Source organism: Marinobacter halophilus (assembly GCF_003007685.1).
GTDB classification, from domain to species: domain Bacteria; phylum Pseudomonadota; class Gammaproteobacteria; order Pseudomonadales; family Oleiphilaceae; genus Marinobacter; species Marinobacter halophilus.
Genome location: NZ_PXNN01000016.1, coordinates 1 through 26,367, shown reverse-complemented (window position 1 = coordinate 26,367; position 26,367 = coordinate 1). Strand labels below are relative to the sequence as shown.

Here is a 26,367-nt window from a genome sequence, read left to right as displayed (position 1 = left end):
CTATCGGATTTTCAGACTGGCCAGCCCAATCAGGACCAGAACCACAGTAATCACCCAGAACCGCACGATAACCCGCGGCTCTGGCCAACCTTTCAGTTCAAAATGATGATGCAACGGCGCCATCCGGAAGATGCGTCGACCAGTCAGCCGATACGAGGCCACCTGCAGAATCACCGAGACAGTCTCCATCACGAACACGCCGCCCATGATGAACAACACAATCTCCTGGCGTACGATCACCGCCACCACCCCCAGCGCAGCCCCCAAGGCCAGCGCACCAACATCCCCCATGAACACCTGGGCCGGATAGGTGTTGAACCAGAGAAACCCAAGACCGGCGCCAATCAGGGCGCAACAGAAGATGATGAGCTCGCCAGCACCGGGCAGGTGCGGAATCAACAGGTAGTTAGCAAACTGGGCGTGGCCTGACACGTAGGCAAAAATGGCGAGAGCGCCGGCCACCATGACCGTCGGCATGATCGCCAGGCCGTCCAGACCGTCAGTCAGGTTGACGGCGTTACTGCTACCGACAATCACGAAGTAGGTCAGCAGAATGAACATGACCGGTCCAAGCGTCAGCGATACATCCTTCAGGAACGGCAGATAGAGCGACGTTTCCTGGGGCAGCGTAGCAGTGGTATAAAGCACTATGGCCGCGGCCGCGCCAAACACCGACTGCCAGAAATACTTCCAGCGCCCGGGCAGGCCGCGGGGGTTTCGCTCCACCACTTTGCGGTAGTCGTCTACCCAACCAATGGCGCCAAATAGCAAGGTCACCACCAGCACTACCCAGACATAGCGATTGCTCAGGTCTGCCCACAGCAGCGTGGAAATCGCAATCGCCACCAGAATCAGCGCTCCCCCCATGGTGGGCGTGCCCGCTTTACTGAGGTGGGTCTGCGGGCCGTCATCCCGAATCGCCTGACCGATCTGATACTGGCTCAGTTTACGAATCATCACCGGGCCGATCAGCAGCGAGATCAGCAGGGCCGTCAGCACCCCCATGATTGCGCGCAGGGTCAGATACTGAAACATCGTCAGGGCGGAAAAATATGGCGATAAAATCTCTGTCAGCCAGAGCAGCATGTGTTGGTCACCTTTGTTTGAATTCCCTCCACCACGCGATCCATGGCGGAACTGCGAGAACCTTTCACCAGTACGGTTATGGCCTCAGGGCTGCCACTAACGATGGCATCCACAGCCTGGTCATGGCTCTGGAACATTTCTGTGGCGTCGCCAAAGCCGGCCGCGTATCCCTCGCCGCCGGCTCCGACCACGATCAATCGATCAATACCCTGCGCCCGGGCATGGGCCCCCACATCACGGTGCAAGGCTTCGGTATCCGGACCCAGCTCCGCCATCGCGCCGAGCACCGCCACGCGCAGCCGCGGATAGCCCGCCAACACATCCATCGCCGCTTTCATCGACGCTGGGTTGGCATTGTAACTGTCATCGATCAGGGTAAAGCCTGCCGTCAATTTCAGAACCTGCAACCTGCCCTTGACCGCCTGCACCGCGCGCAGTCCCTCAACGATCTGTTGATCGGTGGCGCCCAGCGCCCGACATGCGGCGAGAGCCAGCAAGCCATTGGTAAGGTTATGCTCGCCCGCCAACGGAATCCGAACCTGGCATTGCCAGCCCCCGGGCCCGCGAACCAGTGCGTCAAAGCCATCGCCTTCGGTATTACTGGCGGCGATCTGATAGTCCGCATCAGGGTGTCCGGCACGAGACACGCTAATCACCTTTCGCTGACCTGCCCGCTGGTGCCATTGCTCGAAGGCCGGATCGTCCCGGTTCAGCACCACCACACCATCCGTAGCGACACCGTCTATAATCTCGCCTTTGGCGATCACGATGTTCTGGTAGCTGCCAAATCCTTCGAGATGAGCCTGACCGGCGTTAGTCAGGATCGCCACTGTCGGGCGAACCACCGCGACCGTATGTGCAATTTCGCCCAAACCACTGGCACCCAACTCGATGGCACCGTAGCGATGCTCGGGGGCCAGCCGGAACAACGTGAGCGGCACCCCGATGTGATTGTTCAGGTTGCCCTCAGTAGCGAGGGTGGAACCCATGCCTGCCAGAATTGCCGAAGTCATTTCCCGAACCGTGGTTTTACCACTGCTGCCGGTAACGGCCACCAGCTGCGCACCACTTTCATTGCGATTGCCCGCAGCCAGTTGCGCCAGGCCATTAACGGTATCAGCCACCACTAATTGAGGAATGGCAACCGCGCCATCCTCGGTGTCGACCACCGCGGCAATAGCCCCCTGAGCCTGTGCCTGCGCCAAAAACTCATGGCCATCAAAGTGTTCGCCACGCAAGGCTACAAACAGCTGACCCGGGCCGACAGAACGAGTATCGGTGGATACCCCGTCAAACCGTATTGAGTCCGCATCCGCCGGGGTCCCGGCCATGGTGGCCTGCAGCCAGTCGCGGGCCTGCGCCAATGAAAACGCGCGCATCATGCGACACCTCCGTTCAGCTGCAAAAGGTGGCGCACCTGCTCAGCGTCACTGAACGGAAGTTTCTGACCGCCAACTTCCTGCCAGGCTTCATGACCTTTACCGGCCACCAGCACCAGATCGTTCGAGCCCGCCATGGCAACGGCCGCCGCAATAGCTTCAGCCCGATCGTGAATAACTTGATAGCCCGCGGCATCAGAAAACCCAGCGGCGATATCACTGACGATCCGCACCGGGTCTTCCGATCGTGGGTTGTCGTCAGTGACAATCACTACATCCGATCGTTGTTCCGCTTCGCGGGCCATCTCCGGACGCTTGCCGGGATCCCGGTCACCGCCGCAGCCGAAGACACAAATCAACTTGCCGTCGACGTGCGGTTGCAAAGCCGCCAAGGCGTTCGCCAGGGCATCCGGCGTGTGGGCGTAATCCACTACCACTTGCTTACCATCCGCGCCGGTGAAACGTTCCAACCGGCCCGGTGGCGGTGTCAGACCGGCGGTTGCCGCCACCGCCCGGTCAACCGGCACACCCAGAGTCAATACCGTCGCCAGCGCCGCCAGCACATTACTGGCATTGAAGCTGCCCAACAGAGGCACCTGCAGATCAAACTCGCCCCATTGACCATCAACCCGGGCACGAAATCCGGAGGCTTCCGGCGTAAAGTCTTTCAACCACAGTTCGGTCTGGGCCTCGTGGAGGCTGTAACGAACCCGATCACACTGCCCATCGAGCTGCTCAAAGAGCTGGCGCCCGAAAGGATCATCAAAATTGATCACGGAAAAATGCAGCTCTTCCCGCTTGAACAGGCGCGCCTTGGCGTCGCCGTAAGCGCCCATGGTACCGTGGTAGTCCAAATGGTCCCGGGTCAGATTGGTAAATACCGCGCCGGTCATGGTCAGTTTATCGATCCGACCCTGATCCAGTGCGTGCGAGGACACCTCCATAACCGCAGCCCGACCACCGTCGTTGCGAACCCGGTTAATCACCCGATTGACCTGCACCACATCCGGCGTAGTGTGAGTGGCCGGCTGCAGCTTACCCGGCATACCATAACCCAGGGTGCCCAGCACCCCACAGGGCGTACCGGTGTCCCGCAGTAACTGCGCGATGTAGTGGGTGACCGAAGTTTTGCCGTTGGTGCCGGTTACCCCAATCAGCCGCAGATGGCGCGAAGGATGCTCAAAAAAGCGATCGGCAATCCGACCCAGCTGCGACCGCAGGCCGACGACCGGAACGATCAGGGCGCCGTGACGTTCATGGCACTCCCTGACATCAAACGCCTCCAACAGGATCGCCGTTGCTCCGGCGGCAACGGCCTTATCCAGGTAGTGCTCCGGACCGGTGCTGGAACCAGCCAGGGCGATAAAGGCATCACCCGGGCAAACCAACCGGCTGTCCGTCTGCAAACCGTGAATCGTGACGTCAAACACCGACGGCACGTCCGCAATGCCTTGCAATAAATTGCTGATGGATGTGATGCACATGGCGCTACCCTCTCTCGCCGGAAGCGGCTTTCGGGGCTTTCGCCCCGGTGACTTCCAGTTCAGGCTTCACATTCAGCAGTCGCAGTGCGTCGCCCATAACTCGCGCGAATACCGGGGCAGCCACCTCGCCACCGTAATATTCACCAGACTGGGGCGCATCCACGGCCACAACCGTGACGATCCGCGGGTCATCAATCGGAGCCATGCCCGCAAATATCGCTTTGTACTGACTCTTTTCATAACCACTGGCGCCCACCAGGTGCACCGTGCCTGTTTTGCCACCAGCCGCGTACAACCCCGGCTGCCCGCGGCCGCCAGTACCACTCGCAACAGCCTCTTTCAGCATATCGCGCACGGCCCGGGTTACATCCTCGCTTAACACCCGCTGCCCCTGCGGCGACGCATCCTGCTTCATAAGACTGAGCGGGTAGCGGATGCCGCCATTGGCAATCACCATGTAGGCCTGCGCCAACTGCAAGGCATTCACACTCATACCGTAACCATAGGACAGAGTGGATTCTTCCACCGGTCGCCACTGTGGCGGGGCAGGTAAAACGCCGACCGCTTCTCCAGGGAAGCCGATTCCGGTTGCCTGCCCAAGGCCTACTCGAGCAAACAGATTTCTCAACACACCCCCACCTAGCTCCGTAGCTATGTGGCTGACCCCGACGTTGCTGGATCTGACGATCATTTCGGTCAGATCTATGGCCCCATAATTGCGCGCATCCCGGATGGTAAAGCGCCCGAACCGGCGAAAGCCGGGCGATGTATCAATAACAGTGGTCGCCTTATACTTTCCGGTCTCAAGAGCCGCGGCGATGGTGATCGGTTTAATCGTCGACCCGGGCTCGAACAGGTCGGTGATAGCCTTGTTACGCATATTTTCTGCAGACAACTGCGCCCTGTCATTAGGGTTGTACGAGCCCTGATTCACCATGGCCAGCACTTCGCCGGTGTCAACGTCCAGCATGACCAACGTTCCGCCCCTGGCATTGTGAGCGGTTACCACCGCTTTGAGCTCCCGGTAAGCCAGATACTGCAGCCTCAAGTCCAGGCTTAACTCGAGATCGCGACCGGCCCTGGCGTCACGAATCAACATCAAATCTTTGATTACACGCCCACGGTTGTCTTTCAGCACGCGCTTCCGGCCAGGCTCACCGGTCAGCCACTGGTTATATGCCAGTTCAATACCTTCCTGACCGAACTCGTCAATATTGGTGAACCCGACAACATGAGCGGTCACTTCGCCTGCCGGATAATAGCGACGGTACTCCTGGCGTGCGTAGATCCCACCAACGCCCAACTCCAAGGCTTCACGGGCAAGACTTGGCTGAACCTTGCGGCGAAGATAAATGAACTCACGCCCCGCAAACGTCCGAAGGCGCTCTCTAAGAGCGCCTTCTGTCATTCCCAGGACTCTCGCCAAGCCGCCAAGCCTTGGATCATCGGGATCGATTTCTGAGGGGTTGGCCCATAGTGTCTGCACCGGTGTACTCACCGCCAACGGCTCACCATGGCGATCGGTCACCACACCACGGTGCGCATCAATCGATTCCACCCGGATGGTCCGGACGTCACCTTGCTGGCGCAGAAACTCGTTATCCACCACATGCAGATCCACCAAACGCCAGCCGATACCCAGCATGACCAGCAGGAAAATGCCCAGCACAGAGCCGAAGCGCCAGGCTTTAAACCCCGCGGACAAACGCTGCTGCCAGCTTGCTGCCTGATTTCCCTGACCGGACAAATCGATCACCCTGATGTGCTTGTTAGGATCATTATCTCGCCGCAAGCGGCGCCATCAGAGGCACCAGAACAATATCCTCACGCCCTGGCACCACCATATTGAAACGTTCTGCCGCAAGATGCTCTACACGCCCATGAGCGCTCAGCGCACTCTGTTCAAGCAACAACTGACTCCACTCTCGCTGGTATCCGTCGCGCGCCTGCTGCAAGCCGGAAAGGGTATTGAACAGCTCCCGGTTTTCATGGGCACTGACAACCACCCCGATAGCAGACAACATCAGCACTGCCACCAGACCCAGAGTGACCAGCACCCGGGTTTCACAGGTGGTATCAAATACCTGCCGCGACAGGCGAACCGCTGTCGCTACACCGTCTCGAACCCGCTGCTTGCTGATTCTGGTGGTTTTCGTTGATTGTTCGATGGCTACCGCGCCCATAACGTCACGCTCCCCTGCGAATTCAATTAGTTGACCCGTCGCTCCAGCACCCGCATGACGGCGCTGCGAGCCCTGACATTGTCGACAATTTCCTGTTCGTTGGCCTTGCTGGCCTTACCGACCAGCACATAATCAGACCTTTCCTGATCCGCCGTCACCGGCACACCTTTCGGAATTTGCGGCCCGCGGGCCAGGTCCCGCATGAAACGCTTTACCAAGCGATCTTCAAGCGAGTGAAAGCTGATCACCACCAGGCGACCGCCCGGAGCCAAGCGCTCAACGGCTGATTTGAGCCCAGCTTCCAGATCTTCCAACTCCCGGTTGATAAAAATCCGGATTGCCTGAAACGTTCGGGTAGCCGGATGTTTGTGCTTTTCTTTCTTCGGCACAGCTTGTGCGACCAACTCCGCCAGCTGACGGGTCGTCTCGATCGCCTCTTCTTGCCGCTTTGCGACAACCAGCCGAGCAATACGGCGCGAAAATCGTTCCTCGCCGTAACGCCAGATCACATCGGCAATATCCCGTTCATCAGCCTCAGCCAACCACTGCGCCGCGGTCGGGGCCTGCTGCGGGTTCATCCGCATATCCAACGGCCCGTTGCGCATGAACGAAAAACCACGAGCGGCATCATCCAGCTGAGGTGACGACACCCCCAGATCCATCAACACACCATTAACGGTGGGCCACGACTGACTGTCCAGCGCCTGTGACAGTTCGGCAAAGGAGCCGTGGTACCCGCAAAACCGGCTGTCCTCCGCCGCCAGTGCCTCAGCCGCCGCAATCGCCTCCGGGTCCTTATCAATACCCAGCAGTTCACCCTGCTCGCTCAGCTGAGTGAGAATCAGCCGGCTGTGGCCGCCACGACCAAAAGTGGCATCCACATAGCGTCCCGACGGATCGTTAACCAGATAATCGACAGCCTCGTCCAACAGTACCGAGCGATGCCCGAATCCCTGAGCGGGCTCCTGCCCTGCATCCTTCATAGCGACAACGCCTCCATTTCCGGTGGCATATCATCGTCGCCAGAGGCTTCATCCAGCCAGGCGAACCAACGCTCTTCGCTCCAGAGTTCCAGTTTCTTGCCCTGGCCGATCAGCATCAGTTTTTTCTCCAGATGAGCATAATGTCGCAATGTGGGCGGCACCAGAATTCGGCCCGCGGAGTCCAACTCCATCGGCGCCGCGTTACCAAGGATCAATCGCTGTAACCGCCGAGCCGCTTTGTTCATGTTCGGTAACGCTTCGATCTGGGGCCGCAGCGATTCCCATGCCGGCTCGGGATACAGCAGAAGACAATGCTCTTCATCGGCGTTGGCAGTCAGAACAATACGGCCACCACAAAGCTGCGCGAGCTCTTCACGCACCTTTGTCGGGATCGCCAGGCGACCCTTCGCGTCCATATTGATGGCATGACTGCCAAGAAAGTTACTCATTTATGCCGTATCCAAGGGTATTTTTTCCACAAAAAACCACTTCAAACCACTTTCTCCCACTTCCGCACACTATAGAAACACGCAATAGACAATGCAAGCGCCGCAATCGACACCACACAGGTAAAAGTTCCTTTAATGACAAGAGGTTACAAACGAGAAACTTATGGAAAGGTTAGAAACACGCAAAGAAAAGGAGAAAAAACAAGTACCTGCAGAGAACTCTGAAGAGGTAGCCTAAAGTTTAAGACTTTTTGGGTATAAAGGCTGTGTTATGAGAAGGATGGACATTACGAATTGGCAGGAAAAAAACGAGCTCGCCGATAAGCCGGGTTCTGTCTTGGACAGTCATTCATCTAGGGCCTGCGTCGCCACAGGCCTCAAGCAACCTACCCGAATCCAGCGCGGGCCACGCCATAGGATTCCTATTTGGTCTTGCTCCAGGTGGGGTTTACCATCGCCGTGAACTGTTGCCAGTCACGCGGTGCGCTCTTACCGCACCGTTTCACCCTTACCGGCACCCGAAGGCGCTTAGGCGGTTTACTCTCTGTTGCACTTTCCGTCGGCTCACGCCGCCCAGGCGTTACCTGGCACCTTGCCCTATGGAGCCCGGACTTTCCTCCCCCGGTAAAACCGGCGGCGACTGTCTGGCGAGCTCGGGGCCGACAATACATTTGCACAAGCCGCCATGCAAGGCTTTAATTGCCTTTCAGCTCCAGTGCCCGCTGGTACAATTCATTTTTGCCCAACCCACTGACCTCTGCCGCAATTCGTGCCGCTTTTTTCACCGGCAACTCCTTTATCAGCAACCCCAGCAATTTGTCTGTATCCAGTGACGCCCCTTCGCCTGCAGGCAGGGGCGCCGCGCCATGAACCATTACCACAAATTCGCCACGGGCGCCGTGGGGGTCGCCCTGCAATTGCGCAAGCACCGCTTCAGCGCTGCCGGCGTAAAAGGTCTCAAAGGTTTTGGTCAGCTCCCGCCCTAGTACACACTCGCGCTCCGCACCGAACACCGTCACCAGGTCCGCCATCAGATCGGTAATGCGGTGGGGCGACTCATAAAACACCAGGGTTGCCGTCTCCGCGCTCAACTCGGTCAGCGCTGATCGCCGACCAGAGCCTTTAGCAGGCAAAAATCCGGCAAACAGGAACCGGTCTGTAGGCAAGCCGGCCACGGACAACGCCGCCACCAGCGCACAAGGCCCGGGAATTGGCGACACCGGGAAACCGGCCGCCCGAACCTCACGAACCACAATGTACCCCGGATCCGAAATCAACGGAGTACCGGCATCCGACACCAGCGCCACCTGACGCCCCTCACCCAGAACCTCCAGGATTTTGGCAACCCGCCCCCGCTCATTATGGTCATGCAATGCGATCATCTGCTTGCTAAGCCCGAGGTGCTGCAGAAGCCTGCCAGTATGGCGGGTGTCCTCTGCAGCAACCAGATCAACCTTCGACAGGACCTGCAGAGCTCTCTCAGAAAGATCATCAAGATTGCCAATCGGTGTTGCCACTACGTAAAGAAGCCCACCCTCTTCCTGCCGAACACGATCCGAACCGGACATACACACACTCCCGCTAATGAAAAACAGGAGCAAGATCACTCCCGAAACAACACCTCCGCGCCCATGACGAGCATGTCATGTGAAATGGGCCCGGAGCTGGTAAACTTGCCACCGATAGAGCGGCACCACAAGCCTAATGATCCGGAGACCACCGAGCCTGCCATGACAAAATACCGCAGCCAACGAATAGCTTTTACCCTGATCACCCTGTTTTTGCTCCTGACCGCAGGTTGCGCCACCGTGAATCTGGACAGCCACGTTGCGGAAACCGCAGAACAGGCCCTCGAGTTTGCCAGCAGCGAGCGCGATCCCGCAACGGCCCAACGCTACCTGCTGCGGATTGCCAATGACTTTCAGGATCGGGACAACCATACCGCGGCCAGGCAGATTCTGCGCAGCGATCAACTGAGCAACACTAGTGGTGACATCGCCAACCAGAAGCGACTGTTGGCGATGGCCGGTGCCGTCGAACTTCAGGACAGCGAGTGGGCACGGGAACTAACCGCGCAGATGTCACCGGATCAGTTCCTGAGCTACCCCAGCGACGTTATCGGGCGCGCGGCCGAGCTCCAGGCACGCACCTTTGCCCTGACTGACGATCACCTTTCCGCGGCAATGTCCCTGATGTTGCTGAGCCAGACTGACAGCCAGAGCGATCCACGGGAAGTGCACAGCCAGATCTGGCATTACCTGAAAGCGATACCAATTCAGAAACTCAACGAAGCCTCCGCCAACGCCATTGGCTTTGAAGAACAAGGCTGGCTCGAGCTGGCCTCCACCCTGAGAAGCCGAGACGCAGGACTTGACGAACAGGGGCGCCTGATCCGGAGCTGGCAAAACAACTGGCCAGGCCACCCTGCCGCCCAGATTCTGCCAATGGAGCTCAGCTTGCTGGCCGACCTGGCCACCAGCCGGCCTGAACGGATCGTGCTGGCCCTGCCGCTTCAAGGCTCACTGGCAAGCGCTGGCCGAGCCATTCGAGACGGCTTTCTGGCCGCCTATTACAGCGATGAAAGCGTTGATCGTGACCAAACCGACATCCGGATACTGGACACTTCTACCAAACCCTTTATCGCCCTCTATGACGAACTGGCTGAGCAACGGATTGACCTGATTGTCGGCCCGCTTGAAAAGGACGCACTCGCCGGCCTGAGCGCGATGAACACCCTTGCTGTGCCGGTCCTCGGTCTCAATTACCTGCCGGCCGGCAACCGGGTTCCTGACGGGCTATACCAATATGGCCTGTCTTCCGAGGATGAAGCTCGCCAGATTGCCGACCAACTGGCATCCCAAGGACTGCAGCAAGTGTTGGCCCTTATCCCAAGCGGGGAATGGGGTGACCGAGTAGAACAGGCACTTCTCCAGCGCATGGCGCAGAACGATGGCAAGATTCTCGAGATTGAACGGTTCTTCCCTGAAGATAATTTCCGCTCAGTAACGGCCGATCTGCTGGGGGTGACAACATCACGACAACGCGCCATTCAGGTAGAACGAACCATCGGAATGAATGTCGAATTCGAACCCCGGCGCCGCCAGGACGCAGAGGCCATTGTGCTGGTAGCGGAACCCATGATTGCCCGACAGTTTAATCCGCTTTTCGCCTTCTATTTTGCCGGCGATCTTCCGGTCTACTCCCCATCCATTGTCTATGAAGGCACGCCTGACCCGGCCCGTGACCGCGACCTCAATCAGGTGGTCTTCACCGATATTCCCTGGGTGCTCGCACAAGATAACGCCCTGCGTGCCCAGGCCGAACAAAACCTCAGCGGCACCCGGGGCCAGCTAGGGCGCCTGTTCGCAATGGGAGCCGATGCCTGGCAGCTGAGCAAACGATTACCGCTGCTGCGCCAGATTGAAGATGCTGCCATCGAAGGCCAAACCGGCACGCTCAGCATGACGCCGAACGGTGTCATCCACCGGCAACAACTGTGGGCGCAGTTCCGAAGCGGGAGCCCCGCCCTGACACCCGAACTGAATGAACGAGAGACCCGCGAAGAGACCTTGCGGGGCGGCCAGGAAGGCGCTCTCAACCTCTAGGAGAACCAGGCCATGGATGGCAGCCGTGAGATCGGCGCGTACTATGAAGGCGTGGCAGCACGCTACCTCGCCAGCCGTGGCATCACCATTGTGGGCCAGAACGTCTATAATCGGGGCGGCGAAATCGATCTGATTGGTCGTGACGGGGATGCCCTGGTATTTTTTGAAGTGCGTTACCGGGGACCGGGCAGCCTGGTTGACCCGGCCAGCTCTGTCACCCAGAGCAAGCAGCGCCGGCTAGTGCGCGCCGCATCTTATTACCTTCATCGACACAACCTCTGGGACATCCCGTCCCGAATCGACGTCGTGGCGATCATGCCGGGTACGGTACAGAAATACCGGGTACAATGGATAAGAAACGCAATCCAGGCAGATTAAGCGAGACAATGACCGACACCGCACAGAAGATAAACCAGTGGTTCGCAAATCACATGGAACAGACTGCCCAGGCCGCCACTACTGCCGGGCCCGATATTGAAGAGGTGGCCAATGCGTTTGTCACCACTCTTCTGCAGGACGGCAAAATTATCGCCTGCGCCAATGGCAACGCCAACATCCTTGCCCAGTATTTTTGTACGGCGTTGCTGAATCGCTTCGAGCAGGACCGACCGGCGTTACCCGCGATCAACCTGGGAGCTGACGCAACCACCTATTCAGCGATTTGCAGAGATAACCGATTCAACGACACCTTTTCACGTCAGGTCAGGGCCATCGGCAAACCCGGCGACCTGCTCTTTGTTGTCGTTGACGACGGCCACAAAGCCAATCTGATCCAGGCGATCCAGGCGGCTCACGACCGTGAGATGCAGGTGGTGGTGTTAAGCGCGCGGGAAAAGTCCGACATCACTTCGCTGATGCACCCGGAAGATCACGAAATCGCCCTGAACGATCTGGCCCCGCACGAAGCAACACCGCTCATGCTGTTAATCATAAACACGCTATGCGACCTGCTGGACCACAAACTGTTTGGCGGGTAAACAAAAAGCCGGCAAGTGCCGGCTTTTTGTTTATTTAACTACTTTCAGGGTAGGCCTCCCGCTAGGCCGCTCATCCGTGCGCTGACCGGCGGAGTTTTCTGAATCCCCCCCACCCTCAGGATCGGGCGAGCCTGGCTCACTGCCAAACACCATACCTTCACCGTTCTCTTTGGCGTAGATTGCCATGACGGCCTGCAACGGAATGAACACTTGCATTGGCACGCCACCAAAGCGGGCGCTGAACTCAAGCGCTCCGTTACCAATCACCAGGCTGCGAACGGCCCCGGGGCTGACATTCAGGACAATCTGCCCGTTGGCAACGTGTTCCGTGGGCACCTGGACACCCTGAACGCCTGCATCCACCACTATGTAGGGCGTGCAGTCGTTATCCAGAATCCACTCGTTCAAAGACCGCAAAAGATAGGGCCGGCTGGACGTCATGGTGATATTCATATCAGGCACTGCAACAACTCCTGCCCCGGCATCCGGGCTTTGCCAATCAACTGCGGATATCTTCTTCCAGATCCGAAAGGCTCGCCTTGAACCCTTCACGGGCAAAGATACTGTCCATGTACTTTTGCAGAGGTTTGGCCTGCTTGTCGCTCATATCGATTCCCAAAGCGGGTAAACGCCAAAGAATCGGAGCAATACAACAGTCAACAATTGTGAACTCTTCCGACAGGAAGAAGGGCATTTCTGCAAACAAGGGGCCGGCCGCAAGCAAGCTCTCTTTCAGTTCTTTGCGGGCAGCATCGGACGCTTTACCTGTTGGCTGCGCCACAATCTGGTCCACCAATCTGCACCAGTCTTTCTGAATACGATGAATCATCAGACGACTGTTGGCCCTGGCCACCGGGTAAACCGGCAACAGCGGCGGGTGTGGAAAACGCTCATCCAGATATTCCATCATGATGTTGGGCTCGTACAGCACGAGATCCCGATCCACCAAGGTTGGCAGGGCGTTGTAAGGATTCAGATCCGCCAGTTCGCCCGGCGGGTTGTCCGGATCCACATCGACAATATCAACGGTAACACCTTTCTCTGCCAGCACAATGCGCACACGGTGGCTGTAATGACTGGCCGGATCCGAGAAAAACGTCATTGATGACCGCTTGGTCACAACGCCCATATAACTACCTCACGATTCTGAAAATCGAAACAATGCTCAAACGCAAAATTCCAGCGAGCCTTACCGACCCGCTGGAATTCAGGATTGGGGATTATACCCTAAATCTTAGTGTACGTCTTTCCAGTACTCGCGGTTAAGCAGGTATGCAAAGATGAAGAAAATCGCCACAAAGATCAACACGAAAATACCAAGACGCTCGCGCTCAACCTTCACCGGATCCCCCATGTAAGACATGAAGTTGGTCAGGTCCCACATGGCACGATCGAATTCAGCAGAAGACATGCTTCCCTCGATGGCATACTCCGGACACGCATCCGCATTGTTGATATTGCCACTGAGTGGCTCAACCGTCGCGTCAACGCCAATCCGAGGCGCCTCGGCACACAGCCCTTGCATCTCAACCAACACATGGGGCATGCCAACGTTGTCAAAGACCACGTTATTCACGCCCAACGGACGCGTGTCGTCCTCATAGAAGCCACGCAAGTATGAGTATACCCAGGACTCGCCACGCACACGGGTAACCAGGGTCAGGTCAGGTGGCGGAGCACCAAACCAGCTGGCCGCCATGTCCTTGCTCATCGAGATTTTCATCAATTCACCGATTTTGGCACCGGTGAAAATCAGATTTTCCTCATACAGAGCAGCAGGAATCTCAAGATCATCAGCTACCCGCTTGTAACGGGCGTATTCCATGGAATGACAACCCATACAGTAGTTAGTAAACAGAGCTGCACCGCTCTGCAGAGACTCCTTAATGGTGTGGTCCGGCTTCATGGTATCCAGAGCACCGCCGGGAGCAGCTGCCAGCCCAAGGGCCGGCAGGATCACGATGAAAAGACCAAAGATCAGCTTTCTCATTATCCTGTCACCCTCTCTGGAACTGGCTTGGTTTTTTCCATGCGCGTATAGAACGGCATGAGAATGAAGTAGAGGAAGTACAGCGCAGTCAGAATCTGAGCAGCAAGGGTACGCCCCGCAGTGGCCGGCACAATACCGAGATAGCCCAGCACCACAAAGCTCACCACGAAGATTGCCAACGCTATCTTACTCAACCAGCCCTTGTACCGAATAGAACGAACCGGGCTCTTGTCGAGCCATGGCAGCACGAACAGGATCGCAATCGCTGCACCCATGACAACCACGCCCCAGAACTTGGCATCCAAGCCGAACAGGTCGACAGTCACCGCACGCAGCATCGCGTAGAACGGTGTGAAGTACCAGACTGGCGCAATGTGCGCAGGCGTTACCAGGTTATTTGCCGGCTGGAAGTTTGGCTTCTCGAGGAACAATCCCCCCATTTCCGGGAAGTAGAACACCACAATAAAGAAGATGAAGAAGAACACCGCCACGCCCATCAGATCATGAACGCTGTAGTAAGGATGGAACGGGATACCGTCTTTCGGGATGCCGTTTTCGTCCTTGTTCTTCTTGATGTCGATACCGTCAGGGTTATTGGATCCCACTTCATGCAGGGCGAGGATATGAAGAACGACCAGGCCGAGCAGCACAATCGGCAGTGCGACAACGTGCAGTGCGAAGAAGCGGTTCAGGGTAATACCGGAGATCAGATAGTCACCACGTATCCACAGAGACAAGTCTTCGCCAATAACCGGGATTGCGCCAAACAGGTTAACGATAACCTGGGCACCCCAGTAAGACATCTGGCCCCAGGGCAGCAGGTAGCCCATAAACGCTTCTGCCATCAGCACCAGATAGATCAGCATGCCGAAAATCCAGATCAGCTCGCGCGGCTTCTGGTAAGAGCCATACATCAGACCGCGGAACATGTGCAGATATACCACCACAAAGAATGCCGAAGCACCGGTGGAGTGCAGGTAGCGCAACAGCCAGCCCCACTCGACATCACGCATGATGTACTCAACGGAGGCAAACGCTCCTTCCGCTGACGGGTTATAGCTCATGGTCAACCAGATACCAGTCACCAATTGGTTAACCAGAACCAGCATGGCCAGAGAGCCAAAGAAATACCAGAAGTTGAAGTTCTTGGGCGCGTAATACTTCGCCAGGTGTTTATTCCAGGCGTCGACGACCGGCAAACGCTCATCTACCCAATTGAGAAGTTTGTGCATTACGCTGCCTCCGGATCAAGACCGACTGTCATGGTCGTGTCGTTGTCAAAGCGGTATGGCGGAACCTCGAGATTCAGAGGCGCTGGCTGTCCACTGAACACCCTACCCGACAAATCAAACTTGGACCCATGACAGGGGCAGAACAGACCGCCCAGCCAATCATCGCCAAGATCTGCAGGAGCCACTTCAGGACGGTAGCTTGGCACACAGCCCAAGTGAGTACATATACCCACCAGAACAATAAACTCAGGCTTGATTGAGCGCTGAGCACCGGTGATATATGCCGGTTGCTGAGGATCTTCAGACTCAGGATCCTTCAGGCGTGAAGACAGCTGCTCAATGTTCTCGAGCATTTCCTCAGTGCGGCGGATAATCCACACCGGCTTACCACGCCACTCAACCGTTATCTGCTGACCGGGTTCGATTTTGTCGACATTGAATGTTACCGGCGCACCGGCCGCTTCCGCTTTCGCACTGGGATTCCAGGACGCCACGAAAGGAACCGCTGCACCGACGACGCCGACACCACCTACCACGGACGTAGCACCGATCAAAAATCGGCGTCGACCTTGGTTCACGTCGCCATTACTCATTATGGTTTTCTCCCATCAGGCGAGGCACAGACGCGGAGAACCGGCACTGCGCTTCGAAAAGGACTTCACAACCCAAAATTATAAGCGCTGAAATGGTAATGAAATTACCCCCGGCTTACAAGCCGGAAAGACTCATCCCGGCGCTTATCCCTGCCCCAGATCAAAACCTGGTCAGGCCCCAGATACAAAAAAACCCGACCATAGGGCCGGGTTTTCCCATCGACACGGAATGTCGATTAACGCTTGGAGTACTGCGGACGCTTACGCGCCTTACGCAAACCAACCTTTTTACGCTCAACCTTACGAGCATCACGGGTAACGTAACCCGCTTTACGCAACGCACCGCGCAGAGTTTCGTCGTAATCCAACAATGCACGAGTCAGTCCATGACGAATCGCTCCTGCCTGACCGCTGGTACCACCACCCTTTACGGTGACCATGATATCAAAACGATCAGTGGACTCGGCAACCACCAGAGGCTGACGAACGATCATGCGAAGCGTCTCACGACCGAAGAAATCTTCGATGGTGCGACCGTTGATAGAAATGTTACCGCTTCCCGGCCTGATGAATACCCGAGCCGTGGATGACTTGCGGCGACCAGTACCGTAATTTTGTGCTACAGACATATCCGCCTTCCGTTAGATGTCGAGTTCTTTGGGCTGCTGGGCTGCATGAGCATGCTCAGCGCCGGCGTAGACTTTAAGCTTCTTGAACATGGCGCGGCCGAGCGGACCCTTCGGAAGCATGCCTTTGACAGACTTCAGAATGATTTGCTCAGGAGCCTTGTCTACCAGCTTCTCGAAACTGATGGATTTGATTCCACCTGGAAAGCCGGTGTGGCTATAATACATTTTATTTGATGCCTTTTTGCCGGTAACCTGCACCTGGCTGGCATTAATTACAACGATATAGTCGCCAGTGTCCACGTGAGGGGTATACTCAGGCTTATGCTTGCCCCGCAGACGAAGGGCGATTTCGGTTGACAGACGACCCAGCGTCTTGCCGGCTGCGTCTACAACGTACCAGTCACGTTTTACGGTTTCTGGTTTCGCACTCAGAGTCTTCATTGATTCCGCCTTGAACGCTATAAAAGAAACGTTAGAAACCACCACCGGTACATACAAGGCATCCGGAGGAGGTTCACACCTGTATTAATGTTGCCATGACACCATTCGGGGCTGAGATAGTGACATCGCCTTGAAAAGCCAGGGCGCGAAGTATACTCGAACCTTCCAGGAAAACCAACCCCGTCGAAACGTAATTCATTATTAAGCTATTTTGGCACTCTCTGCGCTTCGGGCCAACCATATAATGCGCACGTGTTGTTCAACAGAGTCGGCGCCAAGCGCTCCGGCAACTCACCGCGAAGATCCGCCAATGCACGCATAATCAATGGCAAATAGGCCGGAGTGTTCATACCCTTCGCTACCCCGGCAGGCGCCATGTCCGGCGCGTCGGTTTCAAGAACCAGCGCCTCAAGGGGCAATCTGGCGATTGCCTCTCTGGTCTTATGGGCCCGTGCACTGGTAATCACGCCACCGACACCGATGTAACAACCCAGATCCACCAGTTTTTTTGCTTGCTGATAACTACCGGAGAAACCATGCACCAGAGCCCGGCCAGACCAGTGTAGCGAACGGAGGGTGGCATGCACCTGATCGTGCGACTTCACAGAGTGGATAACCAACGGCAGATCGACTCGGGCAGCAATACTAACCTGCGCGCGAAACCACTCCACCTGCACGGCGATATCCCCTTGAAGCGCATCCAGACCGCATTCACCGAGTCCGACGCACCCCCGGGGAGAAGCGGACAGCGTAGACTCCAGCAGTTGCAGATCCTGTGGTCCATGCTCGCCCACAAACCAGGGGTGAATGCCTAGACAGTACCAAAGGCCCTGCTCCGGTGAGGCGAGTGCCTGAACCCTGCCCCAATCGCGGCGCCGTACACCTGGAATCACCAGTGCCGACACACCCTGACGCCGTGCACGAGCGAGCTCTTGATCGCGCACCTGATCAAACCGGGGGAAGTCGAAATGGCAATGGGCGTCAATCAGCTGCATGCCTATGCCTGCCCGGCCGATTTAATGCTCTCGGGTTTTATGGAATTCAACATCCGGATAGCGCTCTTGCGCCAGGTTCAGGTTCACCATAGTCGGCGCAATATAGGCCAGGCGATTGCCGCCATCCAAAGCCACATTTTCCTGGTTTTTGCGCTGGAACTCGTCGAGCTTGCGCTCATCATCGCAGGTTACCCATCGGGCTGTCGCTACGTTAATCGGCTCGTAGATCGCCTCAACCTTATACTCGCTTTTCAAGCGACTCACCACCACATCAAACTGCAGAACACCAACCGCCCCGACGATCAGGTCGTTATTCTTCACCGGTCGGAACACCTGAACCGCCCCCTCTTCAGACAGCTGAATAAGCCCTTTCTGCAGCTGCTTGGCCTTGAGCGGATCCTTCAGGCGAATGCGGCGGAACAGCTCCGGAGCAAAGTTGGGAATGCCGGTGAACTTCATGTCTTCTCCGGCGGTGAAGGTGTCCCCCAGTTGAATGGTACCGTGGTTGTGCAGACCGATAATATCGCCAGCAAAGGCCTCTTCCGCATGCTCCCGATCACCGGCCATAAAAGTCAGCGCATCGGAAAATCGCACCTCCTTGGCAATCCGTACATGACGGGCTTTCATGCCCTGACTGTACTGACCGGAAACAACCCGCATAAAGGCCACGCGATCCCGATGCTGGGGATCCATGTTTGCCTGAATCTTGAACACGAAGCCGGAGAACCCCTCATCTGTCGGCTCTACTTTCCGGGTATCGGTTTCACGCGCGAGTGGCGCCGGCGCCCATTCAACCAGGCCATCGAGCATATGGTCCACGCCGAAATTACCGAGCGCCGTTCCGAAAAACACCGGGGTCAACTGGCCGGCCAGAAACGCCTCACGATCAAATTCATGTGACGCCCCTTTTACCAGCTCGATTTCATCGCGCAATTCTGAAGCGTAACTGCCAAGAGCCCTCTCCAATTCCGGGTTGTCCAGCCCCTTGATGACACGCTTCTCCTGAATGGCGTGGCCCTGACCGGTTTGATAGAGAACCACTTCATCCCGGTACAGGTGATAAACCCCCTTGAAGCTCTTGCCCATGCCGATCGGCCAGGTAATGGGCGCGCAGGCGATCTTCAGGACATCTTCGACTTCATCCATCAACTCAATCGGGTCCCGGGTATCCCGGTCCAACTTATTCATAAAGGTCAGGATTGGCGTATCGCGCAGGCGCGTGACTTCCATCAGCTTGATGGTTCTCTCCTCAACACCCTTGGCACTGTCAATCACCATCAGGCAGGAATCGACAGCGGTCAGAGTGCGGTAAGTATCTTCGGAGAAATCCTCGTGCCCCGGCGTATCCAGCAGGTTGACCAACTTGCCACCGTAGGGAAACTGCATCACAGAGGTGGTTACCGAGATCCCCCGCTCTTTTTCCATCTCCATCCAGTCAGACTTTGCATGCTGACCGGACTTTTTACCCTTCACCGTCCCCGCCTTCTGAATCGCCTGACCGAACAACAGTACTTTTTCGGTAATGGTGGTTTTACCGGCGTCCGGGTGCGAAATGATCGCAAAGGTGCGGCGCTTGGCCACTTCCTGAGATAGGTTAGACATAGACAACAAAAACCTGAATGGGTTGGATGAAAAGCGCACTATTATACGGGTTAGGCAAGGCTCACGTGAACCGGTATGCCATAACTCGAGCATCTTCCCGACCGTTTGCGTCCGGATAATATCCCGGCCGACGACCGATTTCTTCAAAACCCTCGCTTAGATAGAGTGTCGACGCCACATCGTTGCCGGCCCGGACCTCGAGTATCATTTGCACCATGCCATCTTTCAAGGATGCCGCAAGTGCGTGACGCAGCAACCGCCGACCAGCGCCATGCCCCCGCAACCCGGGGTGGAGGCAGATGTTCAGAAGATGAGCTTCATCGACCATATAACTGATCACAGCGTAGCCCAGAACATCAGTTCCCTGAACCATCGCCCAGAGCCGGTAAGTGTCTTTGAAGCAGTCCAGAAACACCCCTTCCGTCCAGGGATGTGAATAGCCCAGCCGCTCCAGCTCAAGCACCTGCGGAAGGTCAATCTCGGTAAGGGCACGCACGTCCATATCCTGAAGCTCAACCTGGCGCAATACCGAGGGAATCATCGGCCCTTGACGGCCAAGGGTTTGATCAACTGCCACAACTGCCCCTTGAGTACCGGGTCCGCAGCCAGTGCTGCGAGGGACTGCTCGAAGACAACGTCCGGCGCCTTCTCAAGCACATCGGCGAGGATATCGGTGATCACTGACAATTCTGCGGAAAGCCCGAGTGTAATCACAACTTTACCCGAGACGGCAGCCAGATAGTCGCGCACCAGAGCGGTAAGATCTGCCTCACTGTTCAGCGATACTTTCACGTTATTAAACAAAGGCCAGCGAAGAATACCCAGTTCACTGGCGCTGGAATCGCCCAGACAACGCACAATATTCATGGCCAGGGTTTCCTGCAACGACAGACTCGCTTCCTCGGAGAGATTGGCCAGCAGGAGAACCCGGCTACCCGACCAGGACTGCAAGCAAAGCCTGGGCACCTGGGTCAGTGCATTGCCGTGCGGTACACCTGGCTCAGAATCCTCGGTGGCCTGTACATCGCTCCCTACCTTTGACGACGTCACGGCAGCCGGAACCTCAACTGGCTTCGGGCTCTGATGCCGGGCAGAAGCTGTAGGCTTGTCCGGCACCGTATCCATCAGCGTCTTCAGACGGGCCAGCTTATCTTTCTTACCGACATCTGCTGTGGATTCAGGCGGGGCCGCGGGTCGTGGACCGGGTGCGATAGACACCATCCGTTCAGCCTTGCCTGCCGGCGCTACTCCGAAATCAAACTCCGGGCTGGGAGCGGCGCCAGGCAAAGGTTCTCGGGCATACCACATACGGATACCCGCCATGCCGAGATAGAACTGTCGCTCACTTTCCGATCGAGTCATTTCGTGCGCCACTTAGCAGGCTCTCCCACCACTGAAATTCAAACGTCCGCTACCTGCGGATGCTGGCGGATACCGCCACGGGCAATGAGATTCAAAGCTTCAATATAGGCTTTAGCTGAGGCCATTATGATATCGGTGTCTGCCCCGACACCGTTCACGATGCGACCGCCACGCTCAAGGCGAACCGTTACCTCACCCTGAGCATCGGTTCCGCTGGTGATATTATTGACTGAGTACAACTGCAGGTTACAGCCGGAATCGACCAATGACTCGATTGCCTTGAAGGTAGCATCTACCGGGCCGCTACCCTCTGCCTCTACCGCGTGTTCTTTGCCATCCACCAGCATGGTGAGCCGGGCCTTCGGAACTACTCCGGTCTCAGAGCATACCTGCATGCAGACCAAGCCATACCGACCGTCTTCTTCCTTCTGGCGGGTATGACTGGCAATGGCCTGCAAATCTTCATCAAAGATTTCATGCTTGAGATCTGCCAGTGCCTTGAATCGAGTAAATGCCTCATTTAATTCGGTTTCAGTCTCGAACTGGATGCCGAGTTCCAGCAAACGGGTTCGAAAGGCATTACGGCCAGAATGCTTGCCCAGAACCAGACTGTTAGTGTGCCAGCCGACATCTTGGGCACGCATGATCTCGTAGGTTTCACGATGCTTCAGAACGCCGTCCTGGTGAATACCCGACTCATGGGCAAACGCATTGGCACCCACGATGGCCTTATTGGGTTGCACCGGGAAGCCGGTAATAGTCGAAACCAAGCGGGAGGCCGGTACGATGTGTTGACTGTCGATGCGGGTGTCAAGGCTGAAAAGGTCCTTGCGTGTGCGAACCGCCATCACAATCTCTTCGAGCGAAGCATTACCGGCACGCTCACCCAACCCATTGATCGTACACTCAACCTGACGCGCGCCATTGCTGACGGCGGCCAATGAGTTCGCAACGGCAAGACCGAGATCGTTATGGCAATGTACCGAGAAAATGGCTTTGTCGGCATTGGGAATCCGGTTTAACAGCTGCCGGATGGTTTCACCAAACTGCTCAGGAATGGCGTAACCCACGGTATCTGGAATATTGATGGTGCGGGCACCGGCATCAATCGCGGCTTCGATGATACGACATAGGAAATCAAGCTCGGAACGGCCGGCATCTTCGCAGGAAAACTCAACGTCATCGACGTGGCTACGAGCCCGCTTTACCGCGCGCACAGCCTGCTCAACAACCTGATCTGGCTCCATTTGAAGCTTGTGCTTCATATGAATGGGAGATGTAGCAATGAAGGTGTGAATACGACCACTGGCAGCAGGACGAATTGCTTCGGCCGCGCGATCGATGTCTTTGTCCAATGCCCGAGCGAGGCTGCAAACCGTAGAATCCTTGATGGTTTCAGCAATCGCTTTGACGGCGTCAAAATCGCCTTGACTGGCAACAGCGAAACCCGCCTCGATCACGTCAACTCGAAGCTTTTCGAGGATTTTGGCAATACGAAGCTTTTCATTCTTGTTCATGGTGGCGCCGGGACTTTGCTCGCCGTCCCGAAGCGTAGTATCGAAAATGACCAGATGATCAGGTGCGGCCATTGCAAGGCTCCCATCAGAACGTGTTTTGATTGATACGGGGAGTATATCACTTCTCCCGAGCCACAAATAAAAAACCCCCGACAGCGGTGCTATCGGGGGTTAGGGTATTAAGAGTCTGACGATGACCTACTCTCACATGGGCAGAAGCCACACTACCATCGGCGCTGGTCTGTTTCACTGCTGAGTTCGGGATGGGATCAGGTGGTTCCAGACCGCTATAGTCGTCAGACAAAACGGTTGATCACTGGGGGACGAGATAGAACGTGTGATGTTGATTTCGATGTTGCTTAGCGTTATCCGCAATTGTCTTGGGTGTTATATAGTCAAGCCGCACGAGCAATTAGTACTGGTTAGCTCAACGCCTCGCAGCGCTTACACACCCAGCCTATCAACGTCCTGGTCTTGAACGGCTCTTCAGGAGGCTCAAGGCCTCAGGGAGATCTCATCTTGGAAGGGGCTTCCCGCTTAGATGCTTTCAGCGGTTATCCTGTCCGAACGTAGCTACCGGGCAATGCCACTGGCGTGACAACCCGAACACCAGAGGTTCGTCCACTCCGGTCCTCTCGTACTAGGAGCAGCTTTCCTCAAATCTCCAACGTCCACGGCAGATAGGGACCGAACTGTCTCACGACGTTCTAAACCCAGCTCGCGTACCACTTTAAATGGCGAACAGCCATACCCTTGGGACCGGCTTCAGCCCCAGGATGTGATGAGCCGACATCGAGGTGCCAAACACCGCCGTCGATGTGAACTCTTGGGCGGTATCAGCCTGTTATCCCCGGAGTACCTTTTATCCGTTGAGCGATGGCCCTTCCATACAGAACCACCGGATCACTATGACCTGCTTTCGCACCTGCTCGACGTGTCTGTCTCGCAGTCAAGCGGGCTTGTGCCATTACACTAACCGCATGATGTCCGACCATGCTTAGCCCACCTTTGTGCTCCTCCGTTACGCTTTGGGAGGAGACCGCCCCAGTCAAACTACCCACCACACAGTGTCCTCATCCCCGATAAGGGGACCAAGTTAGAACCTCAAACATGCCAGGCTGGTATTTCAAGGTTGGCTCCACCAGGACTGGCGTCCTGGTTTCAAAGCCTCCCAGCTATCCTACACAAGCATGTTCAAAGTTCACTGTGAAGCTATAGTAAAGGTTCACGGGGTCTTTCCGTCTAGCCGCGGATACACCGCATCTTCACGGCGATTTCAATTTCACTGAGTCTCGGGTAGAGACAGCGCCCCCATCGTTACGCCATTCGTGCAGGTCGGAACTTACCCGACAAGGAATTTCGCTACCTTAGGACCGTTATAGTTACGGCCGCCGTTTACCGGGGCTTCGATCAAGAGCTTCGCACGAATGCTAACCCCATCAATTAACCTTCCGGCACCGGGCAGGCGTCACACCGTATACGTCCACTTACGTGTTTGCACAGTGCTGTGTTTTTAATAAACAGTCGCAGGGGCCTGGTATCTTCGACTGGTTTCAGCTCCACCCGCAAGGGGTCTCACCTACCACCAGCGTGCCTTCTCCCGAAGTTACGGCACCATTTTGCCTAGTTCCTTTACCCGAGTTCTCTCAAGCGCCTTGGTATTCTCTACCTGACCACCTGTGTCGGTTTGGGGTACGGTCTCGAATAGCCTGAAGCTTAGAAGATTTTCCTGGAAGCATGGCATCAATGACTTCTCGCCCTAGGGCAATCGTCGTCGCGTCTCAGAATTGTGGGCCCGGATTTGCCTAAGCCCACTCCCTACACGCTTAAACCGGGACAACCGTCGCCCGGCTCACCTAGCCTTCTCCGTCTCTCCATCGCAGCTATCCAAGGTACGGGAATATTAACCCGTTTCCCATCGACTACACCTTTCGGTCTCGCCTTAGGGGCCGACTCACCCTGCGCCGATTAGCGTTGCGCAGGAAACCTTGGTCTTCCGGCGTGGGAGTTTTTCACTCCCATTGTCGTTACTCATGTCAGCATTCGCACTTCTGATACCTCCAGCATGCTTCTCAACACACCTTCGCAGGCTTACAGAACGCTCCCCTACCACGCATCTTGCGATGCATCCGCAGCTTCGGTGACCAGTTTGAGCCCCGTTACATCTTCCGCGCAGGCCGACTCGACTAGTGAGCTATTACGCTTTCTTTAAAGGATGGCTGCTTCTAAGCCAACCTCCTAGCTGTCTGAGCCTTCCCACATCGTTTCCCACTTAACTGGTACTTTGGGACCTTAGCTGGCGGTCTGGGTTGTTTCCCTCTTCACGATGGACGTTAGCACCCACCGTGTGTCTCCCGGATAGTACTCACAGGTATTCGGAGTTTGCATCGGGTTGGTAAGTCGAGATGACCCCCTAGCCGAAACAGTGCTCTACCCCCTGTGGTATTCGTCCGAGGCGCTACCTAAATAGCTTTCGGGGAGAACCAGCTATCTCCGGGCTTGATTAGCCTTTCACTCCGATCCACAAGTCATCCCCTGGCTTTTCAACGACAGTGGGTTCGGTCCTCCAGTTGATGTTACTCAACCTTCAACCTGCTCATGGATAGATCGCCCGGTTTCGGGTCTATGCCCAGCGACTAATTCGCCCTATTCAGACTCGGTTTCCCTACGGCTCCCCTAAACGGTTAACCTCGCCACTGAACATAAGTCGCTGACCCATTATACAAAAGGTACGCCGTCACAGAACAAGTCTGCTCCGACTGCTTGTACGCATACGGTTTCAGGATCTATTTCACTCCCCTCACAGGGGTTCTTTTCGCCTTTCCCTCACGGTACTGGTTCACTATCGGTCAGTCAGGAGTATTTAGCCTTGGAGGATGGTCCCCCCATATTCAGTCAACGTTTCTCGTGCGCCGACCTACTCGATTTCACTAGACTCAGGTTTCGGATACGGGGCTATCACCCACTATGGCGGCACTTTCCAGAGCCTTCTCCTACCAGTTGTCTAGCTTAAGGGCTAGTCCCCGTTCGCTCGCCGCTACTTAGGGAATCTCGGTTGATTTCTTTTCCTCGGGGTACTTAGATGTTTCAGTTCCCCCGGTTCGCCTCTTACACCTATGTATTCAGTGCAAGATACCTAGCCGAAACTAGGTGGGTTTCCCCATTCAGAAATGCCCGGATCACAGCTTGTTTGCCAGCTCCCCGAACCTTATCGCAGGCTTCCACGTCTTTCATCGCCTCTGACTGCCAAGGCATCCACCGTATGCGCTTAGTTGCTTGACTATATAACCCCAAGACAACTGATCTGTACGCCACCACAAACAAGAGCCCCGACTCCACCGAAGTGAAACCAGCTTTCTCATCCAGGATGAGGTTCAGAGACAGTCGCTCGAAGTCATATACAACCACTTCAACGACAACACCGGATAACGCTTGAAATCGTTATCACATTGAACCTATTTCTCTCGGAGATAATGAGAAAAATAGTTTCGTGTTCTATCTCGTCCAATTTGTTAAAGAGCAAATCTGACCCAGTGATCAGAAAGGAAGATTTCATCAATCTGAAACATTCGTTTCTGTACACTGCTAACCGTAGTTAGTCAGTTAATATTTGGTGGAGCTAGGCAGGATCGAACTGCCGACCTCCTGCGTGCAAGGCAGGCGCTCTCCCAGCTGAGCTATAGCCCCAGTAAGCTATGTCTAAAATCGTTCAGATCAAGGCATCGAATGGCGCCGCATAGCCTGCTATGCAAGTCATTCGATAACGCCGAACTGGGCGATTTTGGTGGGTCTGGGTGGACTTGAACCACCGACCTCACCCTTATCAGGGGTGCGCTCTAACCACCTGAGCTACAGACCCG

General features: G+C 56.1%; 23 protein-coding genes, 2 tRNA genes, 2 rRNA genes and 1 other RNA gene. 3 read left to right on the top strand and 25 right to left on the bottom strand.

All coding sequences use genetic code 11. From position 1 onward, the window contains the following. From mraY to rsmI, 9 genes are all read right to left on the bottom strand, one after another. Nucleotides 1-1,086, bottom strand: a complete 1,086-nt coding sequence (gene mraY, locus C7H08_RS12550) for a phospho-N-acetylmuramoyl-pentapeptide-transferase (RefSeq protein ID WP_106672412.1) — start codon at nt 1,084-1,086, stop codon at nt 1-3. Then, on the bottom strand, nt 1,071-2,468 hold the full coding sequence (locus C7H08_RS12545; protein ID WP_106672409.1) for a UDP-N-acetylmuramoyl-tripeptide--D-alanyl-D-alanine ligase: 1,398 nt from the start codon (nt 2,466-2,468) through the stop codon (nt 1,071-1,073). The genes mraY and C7H08_RS12545 overlap by 16 nt, the downstream gene beginning before the upstream one ends. Beyond that, entirely contained in the window at nt 2,465-3,949 is a 1,485-nt protein-coding gene (locus tag C7H08_RS12540; protein ID WP_106672406.1) for a UDP-N-acetylmuramoyl-L-alanyl-D-glutamate--2,6-diaminopimelate ligase, read from the bottom strand. Before C7H08_RS12540 ends, C7H08_RS12545 begins: the two co-directional genes overlap by 4 nt. 4 nt (nt 3,950-3,953) lie before the next feature. Beyond that, nucleotides 3,954-5,696 (bottom strand): peptidoglycan D,D-transpeptidase FtsI family protein, encoded by a 1,743-nt coding sequence (locus tag C7H08_RS12535; protein ID WP_106672831.1) that lies wholly within the window; start codon nt 5,694-5,696, stop codon nt 3,954-3,956. Nucleotides 5,697-5,727: 31 nt separating this feature from the next. Beyond that, complete coding sequence (ftsL, locus tag C7H08_RS12530; protein WP_106672403.1) at nt 5,728-6,132, bottom strand: cell division protein FtsL; 405 nt, start codon at nt 6,130-6,132, stop codon at nt 5,728-5,730. Between the two features lie 26 nt (nt 6,133-6,158). Beyond that, nucleotides 6,159-7,115 (bottom strand): 16S rRNA (cytosine(1402)-N(4))-methyltransferase RsmH, encoded by a 957-nt coding sequence (gene rsmH / locus C7H08_RS12525; RefSeq protein ID WP_106672401.1) that lies wholly within the window; start codon nt 7,113-7,115, stop codon nt 6,159-6,161. Continuing rightward, the gene (gene mraZ / locus C7H08_RS12520; RefSeq protein WP_106672399.1) at nt 7,112-7,564 is read right to left on the bottom strand and encodes a division/cell wall cluster transcriptional repressor MraZ; all 453 of its coding nucleotides are present in this window, start codon (nt 7,562-7,564) and stop codon (nt 7,112-7,114) included. Before mraZ ends, rsmH begins: the two co-directional genes overlap by 4 nt. A 305-nt stretch (nt 7,565-7,869) precedes the next feature. Beyond that, an RNA gene (gene rnpB, locus C7H08_RS12515) (RNase P RNA component class A) lies at nt 7,870-8,220 on the bottom strand. Nucleotides 8,221-8,259: 39 nt separating this feature from the next. Continuing rightward, a complete protein-coding gene (rsmI, locus tag C7H08_RS12510) occupies nt 8,260-9,132 on the bottom strand; it encodes a 16S rRNA (cytidine(1402)-2'-O)-methyltransferase (protein ID WP_106672397.1) in 873 nt (290 codons plus the stop codon). Nucleotides 9,133-9,237: 105 nt separating this feature from the next. Here rsmI and C7H08_RS12505 point away from each other — a divergent pair, with 105 nt between their 5' ends. The 3 genes from C7H08_RS12505 to C7H08_RS12495 are packed head-to-tail and all read left to right on the top strand — an operon-like array spanning nt 9,238 to nt 12,146. Next, nucleotides 9,238-11,169 (top strand): penicillin-binding protein activator, encoded by a 1,932-nt coding sequence (locus C7H08_RS12505; protein ID WP_227663416.1) that lies wholly within the window; start codon nt 9,238-9,240, stop codon nt 11,167-11,169. Between the two features lie 12 nt (nt 11,170-11,181). Beyond that, on the top strand, nt 11,182-11,547 hold the full coding sequence (locus C7H08_RS12500; protein ID WP_106672396.1) for a YraN family protein: 366 nt from the start codon (nt 11,182-11,184) through the stop codon (nt 11,545-11,547). Nucleotides 11,548-11,555: 8 nt separating this feature from the next. Beyond that, a complete protein-coding gene (locus tag C7H08_RS12495) occupies nt 11,556-12,146 on the top strand; it encodes a D-sedoheptulose-7-phosphate isomerase (RefSeq protein ID WP_106672395.1) in 591 nt (196 codons plus the stop codon). Nucleotides 12,147-12,176: 30 nt separating this feature from the next. Here the strand turns inward: C7H08_RS12495 and C7H08_RS12490 are convergent, their stop codons facing one another. The 16 genes from C7H08_RS12490 to C7H08_RS12415 form a co-directional block, all read right to left on the bottom strand. Continuing rightward, entirely contained in the window at nt 12,177-12,587 is a 411-nt protein-coding gene (locus C7H08_RS12490) for a ClpXP protease specificity-enhancing factor (RefSeq protein WP_188445305.1), read from the bottom strand. Nucleotides 12,588-12,645: 58 nt separating this feature from the next. After that, nucleotides 12,646-13,275 carry a glutathione S-transferase N-terminal domain-containing protein gene (locus C7H08_RS12485; RefSeq protein WP_106672389.1) on the bottom strand — a complete coding sequence of 210 codons (630 nt, stop codon included), beginning with the start codon at nt 13,273-13,275 and terminating at the stop codon, nt 12,646-12,648. Between the two features lie 105 nt (nt 13,276-13,380). Beyond that, nucleotides 13,381-14,136, bottom strand: coding sequence for a cytochrome c1 (locus C7H08_RS12480; protein ID WP_106672386.1), 756 nt, complete (start codon nt 14,134-14,136; stop codon nt 13,381-13,383). Then, on the bottom strand, nt 14,136-15,368 hold the full coding sequence (locus tag C7H08_RS12475; protein WP_106672383.1) for a cytochrome b: 1,233 nt from the start codon (nt 15,366-15,368) through the stop codon (nt 14,136-14,138). Before C7H08_RS12475 ends, C7H08_RS12480 begins: the two co-directional genes overlap by 1 nt. Beyond that, on the bottom strand, nt 15,368-15,961 hold the full coding sequence (gene petA / locus C7H08_RS12470; protein WP_106672379.1) for a ubiquinol-cytochrome c reductase iron-sulfur subunit: 594 nt from the start codon (nt 15,959-15,961) through the stop codon (nt 15,368-15,370). Before petA ends, C7H08_RS12475 begins: the two co-directional genes overlap by 1 nt. A 236-nt stretch (nt 15,962-16,197) precedes the next feature. Beyond that, the gene (gene rpsI / locus C7H08_RS12465; RefSeq protein WP_106672376.1) at nt 16,198-16,590 is read right to left on the bottom strand and encodes a 30S ribosomal protein S9; all 393 of its coding nucleotides are present in this window, start codon (nt 16,588-16,590) and stop codon (nt 16,198-16,200) included. A 12-nt stretch (nt 16,591-16,602) separates the two neighbouring features. Next, nucleotides 16,603-17,031 carry a 50S ribosomal protein L13 gene (gene rplM, locus C7H08_RS12460; RefSeq protein WP_106672373.1) on the bottom strand — a complete coding sequence of 143 codons (429 nt, stop codon included), beginning with the start codon at nt 17,029-17,031 and terminating at the stop codon, nt 16,603-16,605. A 206-nt stretch (nt 17,032-17,237) separates the two neighbouring features. Then, on the bottom strand, nt 17,238-18,026 hold the full coding sequence (locus C7H08_RS12455) for a TatD family hydrolase (RefSeq protein WP_106672371.1): 789 nt from the start codon (nt 18,024-18,026) through the stop codon (nt 17,238-17,240). Between the two features lie 21 nt (nt 18,027-18,047). Further along, complete coding sequence (gene prfC / locus C7H08_RS12450; RefSeq protein WP_106672369.1) at nt 18,048-19,628, bottom strand: peptide chain release factor 3; 1,581 nt, start codon at nt 19,626-19,628, stop codon at nt 18,048-18,050. A 61-nt stretch (nt 19,629-19,689) separates the two neighbouring features. Continuing rightward, nucleotides 19,690-20,169, bottom strand: a complete 480-nt coding sequence (gene rimI / locus C7H08_RS12445; protein ID WP_106672365.1) for a ribosomal protein S18-alanine N-acetyltransferase — start codon at nt 20,167-20,169, stop codon at nt 19,690-19,692. Beyond that, nucleotides 20,166-20,990, bottom strand: a complete 825-nt coding sequence (locus tag C7H08_RS12440; protein WP_106672363.1) for a hypothetical protein — start codon at nt 20,988-20,990, stop codon at nt 20,166-20,168. The genes rimI and C7H08_RS12440 overlap by 4 nt, the downstream gene beginning before the upstream one ends. Before the next feature lie 38 nt (nt 20,991-21,028). Next, a complete protein-coding gene (locus C7H08_RS12435) occupies nt 21,029-22,579 on the bottom strand; it encodes a 2-isopropylmalate synthase (RefSeq protein WP_106672361.1) in 1,551 nt (516 codons plus the stop codon). A gap of 113 nt (nt 22,580-22,692) precedes the next feature. Next, nucleotides 22,693-22,808, bottom strand: a 5S ribosomal RNA gene (gene rrf / locus C7H08_RS12430). Nucleotides 22,809-22,898: 90 nt separating this feature from the next. Then, nucleotides 22,899-25,789 (bottom strand): 23S ribosomal RNA (locus tag C7H08_RS12425). Nucleotides 25,790-26,118: 329 nt separating this feature from the next. Next, nucleotides 26,119-26,194, bottom strand: a tRNA-Ala gene (locus C7H08_RS12420). A 95-nt stretch (nt 26,195-26,289) separates the two neighbouring features. After that, a tRNA-Ile gene (locus C7H08_RS12415) sits at nt 26,290-26,366 on the bottom strand. Between the last annotated feature and the right edge of the window lies 1 nt (nt 26,367).

What these genes read in the sequence shown, in the direction of transcription:
- C7H08_RS12490 (WP_188445305.1), bottom strand. Translation starts at nt 12,587, where the DNA reads ATGACGTCCAGCCGGCCCTATCTTTTGCGGTCTTTGAACGAGTGGATT.
- rplM (WP_106672373.1), bottom strand. Translation starts at nt 17,031, where the DNA reads ATGAAGACTCTGAGTGCGAAACCAGAAACCGTAAAACGTGACTGGTAC.
- rsmH (WP_106672401.1), bottom strand. Translation starts at nt 7,115, where the DNA reads ATGAAGGATGCAGGGCAGGAGCCCGCTCAGGGATTCGGGCATCGCTCG.
- prfC (WP_106672369.1), bottom strand. Translation starts at nt 19,628, where the DNA reads ATGTCTAACCTATCTCAGGAAGTGGCCAAGCGCCGCACCTTTGCGATC.
- C7H08_RS12435 (WP_106672361.1), bottom strand. Translation starts at nt 22,579, where the DNA reads ATGGCCGCACCTGATCATCTGGTCATTTTCGATACTACGCTTCGGGAC.
- C7H08_RS12540 (WP_106672406.1), bottom strand. Translation starts at nt 3,949, where the DNA reads ATGTGCATCACATCCATCAGCAATTTATTGCAAGGCATTGCGGACGTG.
- rimI (WP_106672365.1), bottom strand. Translation starts at nt 20,169, where the DNA reads ATGATTCCCTCGGTATTGCGCCAGGTTGAGCTTCAGGATATGGACGTG.
- C7H08_RS12500 (WP_106672396.1), top strand. Translation starts at nt 11,182, where the DNA reads ATGGATGGCAGCCGTGAGATCGGCGCGTACTATGAAGGCGTGGCAGCA.
- C7H08_RS12485 (WP_106672389.1), bottom strand. Translation starts at nt 13,275, where the DNA reads ATGGGCGTTGTGACCAAGCGGTCATCAATGACGTTTTTCTCGGATCCG.
- rsmI (WP_106672397.1), bottom strand. Translation starts at nt 9,132, where the DNA reads ATGTCCGGTTCGGATCGTGTTCGGCAGGAAGAGGGTGGGCTTCTTTAC.
- rpsI (WP_106672376.1), bottom strand. Translation starts at nt 16,590, where the DNA reads ATGTCTGTAGCACAAAATTACGGTACTGGTCGCCGCAAGTCATCCACG.
- petA (WP_106672379.1), bottom strand. Translation starts at nt 15,961, where the DNA reads ATGAGTAATGGCGACGTGAACCAAGGTCGACGCCGATTTTTGATCGGT.
- mraY (WP_106672412.1), bottom strand. Translation starts at nt 1,086, where the DNA reads ATGCTGCTCTGGCTGACAGAGATTTTATCGCCATATTTTTCCGCCCTG.
- C7H08_RS12440 (WP_106672363.1), bottom strand. Translation starts at nt 20,990, where the DNA reads ATGACTCGATCGGAAAGTGAGCGACAGTTCTATCTCGGCATGGCGGGT.
- C7H08_RS12545 (WP_106672409.1), bottom strand. Translation starts at nt 2,468, where the DNA reads ATGATGCGCGCGTTTTCATTGGCGCAGGCCCGCGACTGGCTGCAGGCC.
- mraZ (WP_106672399.1), bottom strand. Translation starts at nt 7,564, where the DNA reads ATGAGTAACTTTCTTGGCAGTCATGCCATCAATATGGACGCGAAGGGT.
- C7H08_RS12455 (WP_106672371.1), bottom strand. Translation starts at nt 18,026, where the DNA reads ATGCAGCTGATTGACGCCCATTGCCATTTCGACTTCCCCCGGTTTGAT.
- C7H08_RS12495 (WP_106672395.1), top strand. Translation starts at nt 11,556, where the DNA reads ATGACCGACACCGCACAGAAGATAAACCAGTGGTTCGCAAATCACATG.
- C7H08_RS12475 (WP_106672383.1), bottom strand. Translation starts at nt 15,368, where the DNA reads ATGCACAAACTTCTCAATTGGGTAGATGAGCGTTTGCCGGTCGTCGAC.
- C7H08_RS12480 (WP_106672386.1), bottom strand. Translation starts at nt 14,136, where the DNA reads ATGAGAAAGCTGATCTTTGGTCTTTTCATCGTGATCCTGCCGGCCCTT.
- ftsL (WP_106672403.1), bottom strand. Translation starts at nt 6,132, where the DNA reads ATGGGCGCGGTAGCCATCGAACAATCAACGAAAACCACCAGAATCAGC.